We start from the raw sequence: 13664 nt of genomic DNA, 5'->3' as shown, positions 1-13664 counted from the left end.
GCGGACAGCGGAGCGGCGATGTCGTTGATGTCCTGGACCAGGCGCTTGTGTCGATCCCGGGCCGCCTGGGCACTGTCGCTCTGCCAGGTGCCCGGAGGCTTGCCCGCATCCATCTCGTCCTGCTGGTCGACCAGCTTCTTGCGAAGGGTGTTCAGCTTGTCAGCGGCGTCGCCCAAGCCGTCAGGCTTCCAGCTCTGCAACTTCTCGTAGGTGACGGTCATCACTCCACCTGCTGGGTGATCTTCTGGCCAGTCTGCTGGCTGGTCACGTCGGCGGCGACGATGTGGTCGGCTGCGTTGTTGGTGAGCTCGTGGTGGTTGTTCGCCGCCTTCACCCATCCGTCGAGATCGTTCTTCAGCTCAGTCTTCAGCTTGTTGGCAGCCCCACCGCAGGTACTGCCCGGCAGCGCCGAGGTGATCGCGCTGATCGACTCGCTGAAGTCGATCCCCTTCACGTTGTTGGCTGCTGCCTGGATCTTCTGCGCAGAGGTCCTGACGTCTGCCTCGACCATCTCTACGTTCATGCGTGACCCCCAAAGCGTCGACGGTGGATACAACCACCTCATACCCCGATCCCGGAGTTCTAAACAGAAAAGTTTCAGATCCTTCGGTGCGGGTCAACGACTGCCGCCACTCGGAGAACGGTGTCGGCGATTCGCATTCGACGCCAGGACGCCCCCACCTCCCAGGACGGATGCGGGGTATGAACCAGCCGGGTCGCAGCGCCGCTGGCATTTCTGCCGGCGATAAGAACTTGCGCCGGAGCCACTACTCAGCGCTACTATGTACTGGTAGTCAGCAACACTGAGTAGTGGAGGAGGTGCCCGATGGGCAAACAGATGACCGAGATGCTCAAGGGGACGCTCGAGGGGATCGTGCTGGCGTTCCTGACCGGCAACCCGGCGTACGGGTATGAGATCACCGCCTGGCTGCGGAGCCAGGGATTCACCGAGATCGCCGAGGGCACGGTCTACGCGCTGCTGGTCCGGATCGAGAAGAACGGGCTGGTGGACGTGGAGAAGCGGCCGAGCGAGAAGGGGCCGCCGCGGAAGGTGTACTCGCTCAACGCAGATGGCGAGAAGCACCTCGAAGAGTTCTGGACCACCTGGGGGTTCCTGGCCGAACGGCTCGAGAACCTCCGCACCGAAGGGAAGTAAGGCATGTCCATCCGATCAATGCTCGAGACCGTCGTAGGCGAGCTCGGACTGAAGAAGCGCTGGCGGCAGCTCAAGGCCCGCAAGCAGCAGCTTCCCGAGAGCCACCGCAAGGCGCACGATGCGGTCGAGCGCTACCTGATGTACGCCGCTGGCATCGCCGACGGCGCGATCCTGACCGCGATGGCCGAGGACCTCCTCGAGCTCTTCGAGCAGGGCGCCGCCGACGGCACACCGGTGAGCGCGATCGTCGGCGACGACCCCGTCGAGTTCGCCGAGGAGTTCGCCAGGAACTACTCCGAGGGCGCCTGGATCAAGAAGGAGCGCGCCCGGCTCAACGAGGCCATCGAAAACATCACGCACGGTGATCTCGACAAGCTCGATCACCGGAAGGAGGAGTCATGAGCGCGACAGCTGCCATCTCCGTACGGGGATTGGAGAAGTCCTACAAAGGTGGATCTCGACAGGCTCGATCACCGGTTTTGAAGGGAGTCGACTTCGAGGTGGCGAGGGGCAGCATCTTCGCGCTGCTCGGGTCGAACGGAGCCGGAAAGACCACGGCCGTACGCATCCTCTCGACGCTCCTGAAATCTGATGCCGGCACGGCGCTGGTCGAGGGTGCCTCGGTCGTCGACGAGGCGCAGCGGGTGCGGGAGGCGATCTCGCTGACCGGCCAGTTCGCGGCGGTCGACGAGATCCTGACCGGGCGGGAGAACCTGATCCTGGTCGCGAAGCTGCGCCACCTCCCCTCCCCCGGCGACGTGGCCGACGGGCTGCTGAAGCGCTTCGACCTGGTCGAGGCGGGCGCCCGGAAGGTCGCGACCTACTCCGGCGGCATGCGGAGGCGGCTGGACATCGCGATGTCACTGATCGGCTCGCCGTCGGTGATCTTCCTCGACGAGCCGACCACCGGGCTGGACCCGGAGTCGCGCATCGAGGTGTGGAAGGTCGTTCGCGAGCTGACCGCGCAGGGCACGACCGTGCTGCTGACCACGCAGTACCTGGAAGAGGCCGAGCAGCTCGCCGACCGCATCGCCATCCTGCACGGCGGGACGATCATCGCCAACGGCACTCTCGCCGAGCTCAAGGCGATGCTGCCGCCGGCGAAGGTCGAGTACGTCGAGAAGCAGCCGTCCCTGGAAGAAATTTTTCTTTCACTCACCGGCTCCACCACCCGAGGAGAACGAGCATGAACACGTACGCATTCGCCGATGCCGGCGCCCTGCTGGGGCGCTCGCTACGGCACATCACCCGCAGCCCGGACACGATCATCACCACTGCGCTCACCCCGATCGCGATGATGCTGCTCTTCGTCTACGTGCTCGGTGGGGCGATCCGGACCGGCACGGACAACTACGTCAACTACGTGCTCCCGGGGATCATGGTCATGGCGATCGCCTCGGGGATCGCGTACACCGCGCTTCGGCTCTTCACCGACATGAAGAGCGGGATCTTCGAGCGGTTCCAGTCGATGCCGATCGCCCGCTCGGCGGTGCTGTGGGCACACGTCGGGACCTCGATGGTGGCCAACATGCTGACCATGGTGATCATCCTGGGCGTCGCGTTCGTGATGGGCTTCCGCACCTCGGCGGACCTGGGCGCCTGGCTCGCGGTCGCCGGGATCCTGGCCCTGCTCACCCTGGCCCTGACCTGGCTCGCGGTCATCCCCGGGCTGGCGGCGCAGACGATGGAGGGAGCCACCGGGTTCTCCTACCCGCTGATCTTCCTGCCGTTCATCAGCTCGGCGTTCGCGCCGACGGAGACGATGCCCGGCCCGGTTCGCGCCTTCGCCGAGAACCAGCCGGTCACCTCGATCGTCAACACCATCCAGGCATTCTTCGCCGAGCAACCGGTCGGTGACGACATCTGGGTCGCGCTGGCCTGGTGCGTGGGCATCCTGGTCGTCTCGTACGTCGCCGCGATGGCCGTCTACCGACGCAAGATCAGCTGACCGCTCCACGGTGACACTTCCGATGGCGACGCTGTTTCGATAGCGACGAAGAGCCGATCTACCCCTTCCGGTGGTAGGTCGGCTGCTCGCCGTTCTCGACACCGCTCCTGAGGTTGCCCCGGTAGAAGCCCGTCCGCAGCTCGTAGGTGTACTCGGTGAGCTCGGGCATGCCGACGCCGGCGGCGTACTCGATCTCGGCGTCCACGTCGTAGGGAACCCGGACCCACTGGATGCCGAACGGGGCCTCCTCGTCGCTGTCCATCACACCCTCGAGGATCACGTAGACCGGGGTCGGGTCGCTCATGCAGTTGCCGACGCTGCCGGTGTTGAAGACGGTGCGCCGGTCCCGGTCGGTCTCGTAGTAGGGATCGTGGGTGTCGGCGTAGCCGACGACGTCGGGCTCGGGCACGTCGAGACCGGTCGCCTCGGTGTTCCGGAACAGCCCCAGGAACTCCTGCTCGTCGTGGTCGAACCTGACCCGTCGGTGGACGGTCTCCTCCGAGGCGTGGAAGAGCCTGATCCGACGGCCGCTGAGGGTGAAGTCGTGGGAGAACGGGAGGGTACGCAGCCACTCGGCCTGCTCCCACGCCTGCAACCGCCACCACATCAGCCCGACCGACTCGCGCCCGAAGTCGGGCTGCGGGGTCAGCAGGAAGTCCTCCCAGTTGCCGAGGAGGTTGACCTCGCATCTCTCCCGGCAGAGCTCGGCGACCTCGCGTCCTCTCGGTCCCTTGCCGACGTAGTCGCCGAGGTTGAAGATCCTGGTGATCCCGCGTGCCTCGATGTCGGCGAGGACTGCTTCGAGGGCGGTGAGATTGCCGTGCACGTCCGAGATCAACGCGATCCGCTCTGGGGTCATGGGCCGCAGGCTATGCGATGGCTGGGAGACTGGCCCGATGAGGATTCTGGTGACCGGTGGGGTGCGGTCGGGGAAGTCGCGGCATGCCGAGATGTTGCTGTCGGCAGCCGAGTCGGTGACGTACGTTGCCCCCGGTCCGACGGTGGAGGACGACCCGGATCCTGACTGGGCCGCCCGACTGGCTGCGCACCGGCTCCGCCGACCGGCGTCATGGACAACCATCGAATCGCACGACCTCGCGACCGTTCTAGCTGGCCAGGAGGCCGTTATGGTCGACTGTTTGGGGACCTGGCTGACGGCGGTGATAGATGCTGAGGCCCTCTGGGACGCGTCCACCGACGACGCCGCCGAGGTGATCACCGGCCGCCTCGGCGAGATCACGCGCACACTCCACGGACGTACGGCTGACACCGTGCTCGTCACCAACGAGGTCGGCCTCGGTGTCGTGCCCGCACACCGCTCCGGCCGCCTCTTCCGTGACCTGCTCGGGCTAGCCAATCAACGCATCGCCGAGTTCTGCGACGAGGTGCACCTGGTCATCGCCGGGCGAGTCCTGAAGCTCTGACCCGCGCTGGTCGAGCCGCCGGAGCCGCTAGGCGGAGGCGTGTCGAGACCAACACAGTCCCATCGAGCGCGGAGGTCACCGTGTTGGTCTCGACACGGATTCGCTCGTTCCTCACGAATCCGGCTCGACCAGCGGAGTAGGGCTCGACCAGCGGGACGCGTCACGGCATGTCAGGCCAGGGTGACGAGCACTGCTGCCAACGCGGCTTCGGCGGCTGCGCCGAGGACGTCGCCGGTCACTCCCCCGAACCGCCGGATCGCCCGCAGGATGATCGCGCCGGCGACGGCTGCGGCAACGGCGACCGCGAGGGCTCCTCGCCACCACGGCAGACCCGCCCAGGCACCGGCGCCGGCGAGCGCGGCGGCGACGACAGTCCAGACGAGGACCGTGACGAGGGGCGGCACGGTCTGGGTGAACGTCCGCCCCAGCCCGTCCTCGCGCGCCGGCCTGATGCCGCGGGCGCAGCACAGGGACAGCGCCGCGCGCGAGGCACAGACGGCGACGAGGACGAGGACGGCCAGGCGTACGCCGCCCTCCCCCGCCAGCACCGAGGCCAGCCCCGCCACCTGGAGACCGAGGACGAGGACGATCGCGGTGACGCCGGCGGGCCCGGAGGTGCCGGTCTTCATCACCTGGAGCGAACGCTCGCGGTCGTAGGAGGCGGCCATCCCGTCGACCGTGTCGGCCAGACCGTCGAGGTGGAGCGCTCGGTTGCCGACGACCACGACGCCGATCGCGAGCAGAGCGGTGACCAGGTGCGACAGTCCGGCGAGCTGCCCCAGGAGTGCGATAGCGGCTGCGCCTAGTGCGAGGGGCAGTGCGGCCAGCGGCGCCAGCACCATCGCCACCCCGGCGCGGCGACGGTCGACGTGCTCAGGAGGCGGCACGGGCATCGCGGTCAGCGTGCCGACCGCGAGACGCCAGGCGTCCCGCACGAGCATCAGGCAGGGTCTCCCGGCGCGAGCTCGGAGAGCAGGGCGACGTCACGCAGCAGGGCGACGGCGCTACGGACGACCGGCAGCGCGGCGACCGCGCCGGAGCCCTCGCCGAGCCGCAGGTCGAGGTCGAGCAGCGGCTCCAGGCCGAGCTTCTCCAGGGCCAGCGACTGGGCCGGCTCGGTGGAGCGGTGACCCGCGGCGTACCACTTCGCGGCGCCGGGCTCGATCCGGTCGGCGGTGAGCGCGCAGGCGACGCTCATCAGACCGTCGAGGAGGACGGGGATGCCGTTGCGGGCGGCCTCGAGGAGGTAGCCGGTCGTCGCGGCGAGGTCGGCGCTGCCGAGCGCGGCGAGGGTCTCGATCGGGTCGTCGGCGCGTTCGCCGGCACGCGCGAGGGCGGTGGTGATGACGTCGGACTTGGTCCGCATCGCGTCGTCGCCGATGCCGGTCCCGCGACCGGTGACCTCGCTCGCGGGCAGTCCGAGCCCGGCGGCCACCATCGCCGCCGCAGGGGTGGTGTTGCCGATGCCCATGTCACCGCTGATCAGCAGCTGCGCACCGGTGGCGATCTCCTCGCGGGCCACTGCGGCGCCGGCCTCCAGCGCGGCCCGGGTCTCCTCGGCGGTCAAGGCGTCCTCGAGGTGGATCGCGCCGCTCGCGCGCCGGATCTTGTGGCGGGTCAACGCCTCCCGGATCGTCGCGTCGAGATCCTCGAACTCCTCGTCGACACCGAGGTCGAGCACCCGGACCTGGACGCCGTGCGCCTTCGCGAGCGCGCTGACCCCGGCACGTCCGCTCAGGAACGTACGCACCATCGCGCCCGTGATCGCCGGCGGGAACGCCGAGACCCCGTGCTGCGCGACTCCGTGGTCACCGGCGAAGATCACCAGCCGGACGTTCTCGACCGGCCGCGGCGGCACCTCGCCCTGGCATGCCGCCGCCCAGACCGCCAGCTCGCCGAGGCGGCCGAGGGCGCCAGGAGGCGTCGCGAGGGCTCCGAGGCGCTCGGCTGCCTGGTTGCGTACGTTGTCGTCTGGAGTCCGGATCGTCACCTCGGCAAGGTACCCCAAGGGGTTGAGGCCGGTCCCCGCTGGTTGAGCCGTGAGCGCCAGCGAGCGTGTCGAAACCAACACAGTCACTGTCGCGCTCGAATCGACTGTGTTGGTCTCGACACGCCTCCGCCTAGCGGCTCCGGCGGCTCGACCAGCGGGGCCGGCGCTCGACCAGCGGGGCCGGCGGCTCGACCGACGGCGGCTACGGGAGGGCGCGGGAGGCGCCCTGGGCGGCGACCTTCAGGGCGGAGACGAGGCGGAGACGGTGGCGCCGCAGGTCGGAGACGACGATGCCGAGGGAGCCGACGACGACGCCGGACGAGTTGGTGATCGGGACGGCGACCGAGCAGGCGCCGAGGGTCATCTCCTCGGCGGTGGTCGCGTACCCCTCGGTGATCACCCGGTCGAGCTGGCGGCGCAGCAGGCCCGGGGTGGTGATGGTGTGGCGGGTGAACGGCTTCAGCGGGCCGGACAGCACTCGGCTGCGTACGTCCTCGGGGGCATGGGCCAGAAGCACCTTGCCGACGCCGGTGGAGTACATCGGCAGGCGGGAGCCGACCGAGGAGACGATGGGTACGTTGCGGGTGCCGCGGAGCGTCTCGAGGTAGAGGACGTGGTCGTCCTCGCGGACGGCGAGGTGGACCGTCTCCAGCGTGGCGCCGTAGAGGTCGTGGATGAACGGGGCCGCGACCGAGCGGAGGTCGGTGGCGACCGGGGCGAGCAGGCCGGCGTCCCACAGCCGGCGGCCGACGGCGTAGGTCCCGTCCTCCTCGCGGACCAGCGCACCCCACTCGACCAGCTCGGCGACCAGACGGTGGGCGGTCGGCAGGGAGACGTCCGCGCGGGACGCCAGCTCACTGAGGGTGAGCCGGCGATGAGCGCCGTCGAAGGCACCGATGAGACCGAGGACGCGCGAGGCGACCGTACGGCCTCCACTGCCACCTGCCATTCGACACTCTCTTTTGCTCAGCGGAAGTCCCCGCTTTCATCGTACGCCTCCCGCACCTAGCGTTCGGAACGTGACAGCGCCCACCAAGAAACCACCCGTCGAGACCCAGGCGGACCTCTCGGCCGAGATCGCCAAGATCGAGGCGGACTCCGAGGGCCGCAACGTACGCCAGCCGCTGCTGGACTACCCGCCCTACCGCTCCAGCATCCTGCGCCACCCCACCAAGGACCCGCGCCATGCGGACCCCGAGACCATCGAGCTGTGGTCGCCGTGCTTCGGGCACTCCGACGTCGACCCGCTCGAGGCCGACCTGACCATCGCCGGCAGCAACGAGCCGATCGGCGAGCGGATCACGGTCAGCGGGCGGGTTCTCGACGGCGAGGGGCGCCCCGTGCGCAACCAGCTCGTCGAGATCTGGCAGTCGAACTCCGCCGGCCGCTACATCCACAAGCACGAGCAGCACCCGGCACCGCTCGACCCCAACTTCACCGGCGTCGGCCGCTGCCTCACCGACGACGAGGGGCGCTACCGCTTCCAGACGATCAAGCCCGGACCGTACCCGTGGGGCAACCACATCAACGCCTGGCGTCCGGCGCACATCCACTTCTCGCTCTTCGGACGGGCGTTCACGCAGCGGCTGATCACGCAGATGTACTTCCCCAGCGACCCGCTCTTCGCGCTCGACCCGATCTACCAGTCGATCACCTCGCAGCAGGCGCGAGACGCGCTGGTGGCGACGTACGACCATGACCTCTCCACCCCGGGATACTCGATGGGCTACAGCTGGGACATCGTCCTGACCGGCCCGAGCCGCACTTGGACCGAGCCCGAGGAGGGCGACCTGTGAGCACCCCTGCCAAGAATTCGCAGAGCCCCACTCCGGGCCAGACGATCGGCCCGTTCTTCGGCTACGCACTCCCCTACGAGGGTGACGCGGATCTGGTCCCGCCCGGCAGCCCCGGCTCGATCCGGCTGCACGGCTGGGTCTATGACGGCGCCGGGAACCCGATCCCCGACGCGCTGATCGAGATCTGGCAGACCGACGCCGAGGGCAACGTCCCGCAGGCCGAGGGCTCGCTGCACCGTGACGGCTGGACCTTCACCGGCTGGGGCCGCGCCGCCACCGACCTGAACGGCCACTACACGTTCTCGACGGTGCTCCCTGGCGCGTCCGAGAAGGGCAAGGCGCCGTCCGCTGCACCCTCTTTTGGGGTGACCGTCTTCGCCCGTGGTCTGCTCGACAAGCTGCACACCCGGATCTACCTGCCCGAGCACGCCGCGAACGCCGGCGACCCCCTGCTGGTATCGCTGTCCGAGGACGAGCGTGCGACGCTGGTGGCCACTGCGGACGCAACCGGGTTGCGATTCGACATCCACCTCCAGGGCGACCGCGAGACCACTTTTCTCACCTACCGTTGAGGAGTCGAATGTCGCTGCTGTGGCCGGGCGAGGAGCGCGCCGGGGGTCTCTTCTCCGAGGCGGCCTACCTCGCCGCGATGGTGCGGGTCGAGGAGGCCTGGCTGGGCGCGATCACCTCTGCGGGGATAGCCCCGGAGGAAGCGCGTACGCCGCTGGCCGGCCTGGTCTCTGAAGTCGACGTCCCGGGGCTGGCCGAGGGTGCCGAGGCCGGGGCCAACCCGGTCATCGGGCTCGTGAAGCTGCTGCGTGGCCGCCTCGAGAGCGAGCCCGCGCGGTGGCTCCACAAGGGGCTGACCAGCCAGGACGTGGTGGACACCGCGATCGTGCTCTGCCTGGCCGATGTGCTCGATCGGATCGAGGACGAGCTCGCGGCGCAGGCCGCCGCCCTGGTCGGTCTCGCCCGGGAGCACCGCGCCACCGTGATGGCCGGCCGCACCCTGACCCAGCACGCGGTGCCGATCACCTTCGGGCTCAAGGCGGCGACCTGGCTCTCCGGGTTGACCGACGCCGCCGAGGCCCTCCGACGCGCGCGGACGTCCCTGCCCGCCCAGATCGGTGGCGCCGCCGGCACCCTGGCGGCGGTCGTCGGGCTGGCCCGGCTCCGTGGCCTCGACGACCCCGTGGCCGCCGCGGAGACCGCTGCCGCGACCACGGCGAACACCCTCGGGCTGCCCCGGCGAGCACCGTGGCACACCAACCGCGCACCGCTGACCGCGGCCGCCGACGCGCTGGTCACCGCCGCCGACGCCTGGGGCCGGATCGCCGGCGACATCACCCTGCTCGCCCGCCCGGAGATCGGCGAGCTCGCCGAACCGGCCGGCGAGGGCCGCGGCGGCTCGTCGACCATGCCGCACAAGTCCAACCCGGTGCTCTCGGTCCTCGTCCGCCGCCACGCGCTCGCCGCTCCCCCGCTGGCCGCGACGCTCCACACCGCCGCGGCGAGCTACGTCGACGAGCGCCCCGACGGCGCCTGGCACGTCGAGTGGGAGACCTTGGCGACCCTCGCGCGCCACAGCGTCGTCGCCGCCTCGCAGGCCACCGAGCTCCTCGGCGGGCTGCGCGTCGACGCCGCCCGGATGCGCGCCACCGCCGAGGCCGCGGGTGCGGACCTGCTGGCCGAGCAGCGGTCGCTGACCGGGTTCGTGGGTGGCGGCGTACTCGCCGGGTCCGAGGCTGCTGCCCGGCTCGAGGACTACCTCGGCGCCACTGACACCCTTATCGACGCCACCGTCGCCCGTGCCTACGAAATCTGGAAGACCGAACTTTCAAAGGAGGGGCCATGACCCCGAGGATCACCGCTGTCGAGCTGGCCGGCGACCCGAGCAAGCCGATCCTGGTCGTCGGCCCGTCCCTGGGCACCTCGGTGACCGCGCTCTGGTCCGCAACCGCCGAGCTGCTGGGAGACAGCTTCCACGTCATCGGCTGGGAGCTCCCGGGCCACGGCCACGGCGCCCCGACCACCGACGCGTTCTCGATGGCTGACCTCGCGGCGGGCGTCCTCGCCAGCGTCGACACGGTTCTCACCAACCGCGGCGAGCGCCACGGCACGTTCGCCTACGCCGGCGACTCGGTCGGCGGGGCCGTCGGTCTGCAGCTGCTGCTCGACGCACCCACCCGGGTGAGTGCCGCGGTGCTCACCAACACCGGCGCCAAGATCGGCGAGCCCGAGGGCTGGAACGACCGCGCCGAGACCGTACGCGCCGCCGGCACCGCATCCCAGATCGCCGGCTCCACCCAGCGCTGGTTCGCCTCCGGCTTCCTCGAGCGAGAGCCCGCCCGCGGCGGCGCCCTGCTCCACTCGCTGCGCGACGCCGACGCGGAGAGCTATGCGCTGGCCTGTGGGGCGCTCGCGGCGTACGACGTCCGCGGGCGGCTCGCCGAGATCGCCGCACCTGTCCTGACGGTCGCGGGAGTCGAGGACGCCCCGACTCCGCCGGCCTCGCTCGAGGAGATCGCGGTCGGGGTGCGGAACGGTCGGCTCGTCTCGCTCGACGGCGTCGGTCACCTCGCTCCCGCGGAGGCACCGAACACCGTCGCCACCCTGATCACCTCTCACGTGACCGCGGCGGACCCGGCCTATGCGGCCGGGATGAACGTACGCCGCCAGGTGCTCGGCGACGCACACGTCGACCGGGCGACCGCTGCGATCACCGACGTCACCCGCGACTACCAGGACCTCATCACGCGCTACGCCTGGGGCACGATCTGGACTCGCCCCGGCCTGGCTCGTCGTGACCGCTCGATCGCCGTGCTCACCGCCCTGGTCGCCGGACGGCACTTCGAGGAGCTCGAGTTCCATCTCCGTGCTGCTCTCACCAACGGGCTGACCCGCGAGGAGATCATCGAGGTGCTCCTGCAGACCTCCGTCTACGTCGGCGTACCCGCCGCCAACAGCGCCTTCGCCGTCGCCAACCGGGTCCTGAACGACTGAGGCTCTCCGCTGGTCGAGCCGTCGTCGTGAGGAACGAACGACGACGTGTCGAGACCAACACGGTCCCATCGGCGCTCGAGTCGACCGTGTTGGTCTCGACACGCTCGCTGGCGCTCGCGGCTCGACCAGCGGTTGGATTAGTCCCATGAACCCGCATTCCGCGACCGTCGTAGGCGCCGGACCCAACGGCCTGGCGGCCGCGATCGTGCTCGCCCAGCGTGGGGTGAAGGTCGTCGTGCTGGAGGCCGCGGAGACGGTCGGCGGCGGCACTCGCACGGCCGAGCTGACCGCACCCGGGCTGCGCCACGACGTCTGCTCGGCGATCCACCCGCTCGGGGTGGCGTCGCCGTTCCTGCGTGAGCTCGACCTGGAGAAGTACGGCCTGACCTGGCGTTACCCCGAGATCGAGCTCGCCCATCCCCTCGACGGGGACCAGGCCGCGCTGCTGCACCGCTCCATCGAGAAGACGGCCGCGGGGCTGGGGGCCGACGGGCGGCGCTGGAAGCAGGTGTTCGGCCCGGTCGTACGCGACTTCGACTCCGTCGCCGACCACGTCCTCGGTCCGATGCTGCGCGTCCCCCGCCACCCGTTCCGGATGGCCGCCTTCGGGCTGCGGGCTGCGCCGCCGGCCACCGTGCTCGCCCGGGTCTTTCGTGAGGAGCTGGCGAAGGCACTCTTCGCCGGCTGTGCCGCGCACGCTTTCCAGCCGCTGGACCGCCCGGGCACAGCCGCCGTGGGCACCATGCTCGCGGTCAGCGGGCATCGCTACGGCTGGCCGGTCGCCGAGGGCGGCTCACATGCGATCACCCTCGCCATGGCACAGCTTCTCGAGGAGCTCGGCGGCACGATCGTCACAGGCACCACGGTCCGCGGCCTCGCCGACCTGCCCGAGTCCGATGTCACCTTGTTCGACACCAGCCCCGAAGCCCTCGCCGACATCGCCGGCGCCGCGCTCCCCCAGCGGTCACGCCGGGCGATGCGGAGATGGAAGTACGGCCCCGCGGCGTACAAGCTCGATCTGGCCGTCCGCGGCCCGATCCCGTGGCGCGACCCGGAGATCGCCCGCGCGGGGACGGTCCATCTCGGTGGGACCATCGCCGAGGTGGCGGACAGCGAGCGGGAGATCGCGGCGGGCCGGATGCCGGAGCGGCCGTTCGTGCTGCTGGGCCAGCAGTACGTCGCCGACCCGACCCGCTCGGCCGGCGACCTGAACCCCGTCTGGGCCTACGCCCAGGTCCCGCACGCCTACGAGGGCGACGCGACCGATGCCGTGCTCGCCCAGATCGAGCGCTTCGCTCCCGGCTTCCGGTCCCAGATCGTCGACACCCACGTCACCACGCCGGCCGACTACGCGGCGTACAACCTCAACTACGTCGGCGGCGACATCGGCACCGGCGCCAACACCCTGCGCCAGCTCATCATCCGTCCCACGCTCGCCGGCTACGAAACCGGCATCCCGGGGATGTTCCTCTGCTCCGCGGCCACCCCGCCGAGTCCCGGCGTCCACGGCATGTGCGGCTACCACGCTGCCCACCGCGCTCTGCGCCACCTAGCGGCCGAGTCGGCGTAACTGTCCCACCCACAGTCCCCGAGAGATCGTGGGACAGAAACCAGGTGCCTGCGGCGTACGTCCTGATTAGTGTCTCGCCCATGCCACAAGCCCATCTGCGCACCGAGCGCCTCGAGCTGGTCCCGCTGAGCGTGGAGCATCTGCAGTTCCTCATCGAGCTCAACTCCGACCCGGTGGTGCTCCGCTATCTGTTCAGCCGCGCGCTCACGCCGGAGGAGACCGAGGAGCGGATGCACCGGTGGATCCGGGTGGCGAAGGAGACCGACGGGCAGGGCAAGTGGATCGCGTACGCCGCCGGGGAGCCGATCGGGCTCTACATGCTCGAGCCGCCCGACGACCCGCCGCGCACCGATGCCGCCGAGCTGGGCTACCGGCTGCCGCAGCGCCACTGGCGCAAGGGCTATGCGAAGGAGGGCTCGCTCGAGCTGCTCCGACACGGGTTCGAGGCCCTCGGGGTCGAGCGGGTGATCGCGCAGACGATGGCCGTCAACGAGGCCTCCCGCGCGACGATGGTCGCGGTCGGGATGAGCTTCACGCGCAGCTTCCACCAGGACTTCGAGGAGCCGCTCGCCGGGCACGCCGAGGGCGAGGTCGAGTACGAGATCACCCGCGCGCAGTGGCTCGCGAGCCGGCCGGGGTAGGCTGCGACCACGCTCGTGGTGCAGGAACCCGGTGAGAGTCCGGGGCGGTTCCGCCACTGTGTTGTCCGCGTTGGAGCGCGGACACAGCCAGACACTGGCCACGGGTGATCCGACCGATCGATGGGGCGAGAACCCC

The 13664-nt window shown here is 70.1% G+C and carries 17 protein-coding genes and 1 riboswitch; of the genes, 11 read left to right on the top strand and 6 right to left on the bottom strand.

The features are described from left to right. Together H5T77_RS19640 and H5T77_RS19635 are read right to left on the bottom strand one after the other, a co-directional pair. The coding region (locus H5T77_RS19640) for a hypothetical protein (RefSeq protein ID WP_292652103.1) at positions 1-221 on the bottom strand (221 nt) is incomplete at its 3' end. Beyond that, entirely contained in the window at positions 221-523 is a 303-nt protein-coding gene (locus H5T77_RS19635; RefSeq protein ID WP_292652102.1) for a hypothetical protein, read from the bottom strand. The genes H5T77_RS19635 and H5T77_RS19640, both read right to left, overlap by 1 nt. Positions 524-826: 303 nt before the next feature. On the opposite strand from H5T77_RS19635, the gene H5T77_RS19630 reads away from it, so the two are divergent. From H5T77_RS19630 to H5T77_RS19615, 4 genes are read left to right on the top strand one after another with little or no spacing between them, the layout of a single operon-like run. Beyond that, positions 827-1156 (top strand): PadR family transcriptional regulator, encoded by a 330-nt coding sequence (locus tag H5T77_RS19630; RefSeq protein ID WP_292652101.1) that lies wholly within the window; start codon positions 827-829, stop codon positions 1154-1156. 3 nt (positions 1157-1159) lie between these two features. Beyond that, a complete protein-coding gene (locus H5T77_RS19625; protein ID WP_292652099.1) occupies positions 1160-1558 on the top strand; it encodes a DUF1048 domain-containing protein in 399 nt (132 codons plus the stop codon). After that, positions 1555-2346 (top strand): ABC transporter ATP-binding protein, encoded by a 792-nt coding sequence (locus tag H5T77_RS19620; protein WP_292652097.1) that lies wholly within the window; start codon positions 1555-1557, stop codon positions 2344-2346. The genes H5T77_RS19625 and H5T77_RS19620 overlap by 4 nt, the downstream gene beginning before the upstream one ends. Further along, on the top strand, positions 2343-3104 hold the full coding sequence (locus H5T77_RS19615) for an ABC transporter permease (protein ID WP_292652095.1): 762 nt from the start codon (positions 2343-2345) through the stop codon (positions 3102-3104). The genes H5T77_RS19620 and H5T77_RS19615 overlap by 4 nt, the downstream gene beginning before the upstream one ends. A 58-nt stretch (positions 3105-3162) precedes the next feature. Here the strand turns inward: H5T77_RS19615 and H5T77_RS19610 are convergent, their stop codons facing one another. Beyond that, on the bottom strand, positions 3163-3963 hold the full coding sequence (locus H5T77_RS19610) for a metallophosphoesterase family protein (protein ID WP_292652094.1): 801 nt from the start codon (positions 3961-3963) through the stop codon (positions 3163-3165). A 37-nt stretch (positions 3964-4000) separates the two neighbouring features. On the opposite strand from H5T77_RS19610, the gene H5T77_RS19605 reads away from it, so the two are divergent. Next, on the top strand, positions 4001-4528 hold the full coding sequence (locus tag H5T77_RS19605) for a bifunctional adenosylcobinamide kinase/adenosylcobinamide-phosphate guanylyltransferase (RefSeq protein ID WP_292652092.1): 528 nt from the start codon (positions 4001-4003) through the stop codon (positions 4526-4528). A gap of 170 nt (positions 4529-4698) precedes the next feature. Here the strand turns inward: H5T77_RS19605 and H5T77_RS19600 are convergent, their stop codons facing one another. The 3 genes from H5T77_RS19600 to H5T77_RS19590 all read right to left on the bottom strand — a co-directional run bounded on the left by H5T77_RS19600 (position 4699) and on the right by H5T77_RS19590 (position 7467). Beyond that, on the bottom strand, positions 4699-5469 hold the full coding sequence (locus H5T77_RS19600; RefSeq protein WP_292652090.1) for an adenosylcobinamide-GDP ribazoletransferase: 771 nt from the start codon (positions 5467-5469) through the stop codon (positions 4699-4701). Next, on the bottom strand, positions 5469-6518 hold the full coding sequence (gene cobT, locus H5T77_RS19595) for a nicotinate-nucleotide--dimethylbenzimidazole phosphoribosyltransferase (RefSeq protein WP_292652089.1): 1050 nt from the start codon (positions 6516-6518) through the stop codon (positions 5469-5471). The genes H5T77_RS19600 and cobT overlap by 1 nt, the downstream gene beginning before the upstream one ends. Before the next feature lie 202 nt (positions 6519-6720). Next, the gene (locus H5T77_RS19590; RefSeq protein ID WP_292652087.1) at positions 6721-7467 is read right to left on the bottom strand and encodes an IclR family transcriptional regulator; all 747 of its coding nucleotides are present in this window, start codon (positions 7465-7467) and stop codon (positions 6721-6723) included. 70 nt (positions 7468-7537) lie between these two features. Here H5T77_RS19590 and pcaH point away from each other — a divergent pair, with 70 nt between their 5' ends. The 6 genes from pcaH to H5T77_RS19560 all read left to right on the top strand — a co-directional run bounded on the left by pcaH (position 7538) and on the right by H5T77_RS19560 (position 13528). Continuing rightward, positions 7538-8314, top strand: a complete 777-nt coding sequence (gene pcaH / locus H5T77_RS19585) for a protocatechuate 3,4-dioxygenase subunit beta (RefSeq protein ID WP_292652085.1) — start codon at positions 7538-7540, stop codon at positions 8312-8314. Then, positions 8311-8886, top strand: a complete 576-nt coding sequence (pcaG, locus tag H5T77_RS19580; protein WP_292652083.1) for a protocatechuate 3,4-dioxygenase subunit alpha — start codon at positions 8311-8313, stop codon at positions 8884-8886. Before pcaH ends, pcaG begins: the two co-directional genes overlap by 4 nt. An 8-nt stretch (positions 8887-8894) precedes the next feature. After that, positions 8895-10169 carry a lyase family protein gene (locus H5T77_RS19575; protein WP_292652081.1) on the top strand — a complete coding sequence of 425 codons (1275 nt, stop codon included), beginning with the start codon at positions 8895-8897 and terminating at the stop codon, positions 10167-10169. Beyond that, entirely contained in the window at positions 10166-11317 is a 1152-nt protein-coding gene (gene pcaDC, locus H5T77_RS19570; RefSeq protein ID WP_292652080.1) for a bifunctional 3-oxoadipate enol-lactonase/4-carboxymuconolactone decarboxylase PcaDC, read from the top strand. Before H5T77_RS19575 ends, pcaDC begins: the two co-directional genes overlap by 4 nt. Positions 11318-11462: 145 nt before the next feature. After that, positions 11463-12887, top strand: a complete 1425-nt coding sequence (locus H5T77_RS19565) for a phytoene desaturase family protein (protein WP_292652078.1) — start codon at positions 11463-11465, stop codon at positions 12885-12887. Between the two features lie 80 nt (positions 12888-12967). After that, positions 12968-13528 carry a GNAT family N-acetyltransferase gene (locus H5T77_RS19560; protein ID WP_292652076.1) on the top strand — a complete coding sequence of 187 codons (561 nt, stop codon included), beginning with the start codon at positions 12968-12970 and terminating at the stop codon, positions 13526-13528. Next, positions 13528-13645: riboswitch (cobalamin riboswitch) on the top strand. It overlaps the preceding gene by 1 nt. Positions 13646-13664: the final 19 nt, after the last annotated feature.

The sequence above is a fragment of the Nocardioides sp. genome, from assembly GCF_014360585.1.
Taxonomy (GTDB): Bacteria; Actinomycetota; Actinomycetes; order Propionibacteriales; family Nocardioidaceae; genus Nocardioides.
The sequence above is the reverse complement of the archived record's forward strand: the minus strand, read 5'-3'. Positions and strand labels throughout refer to the sequence as shown.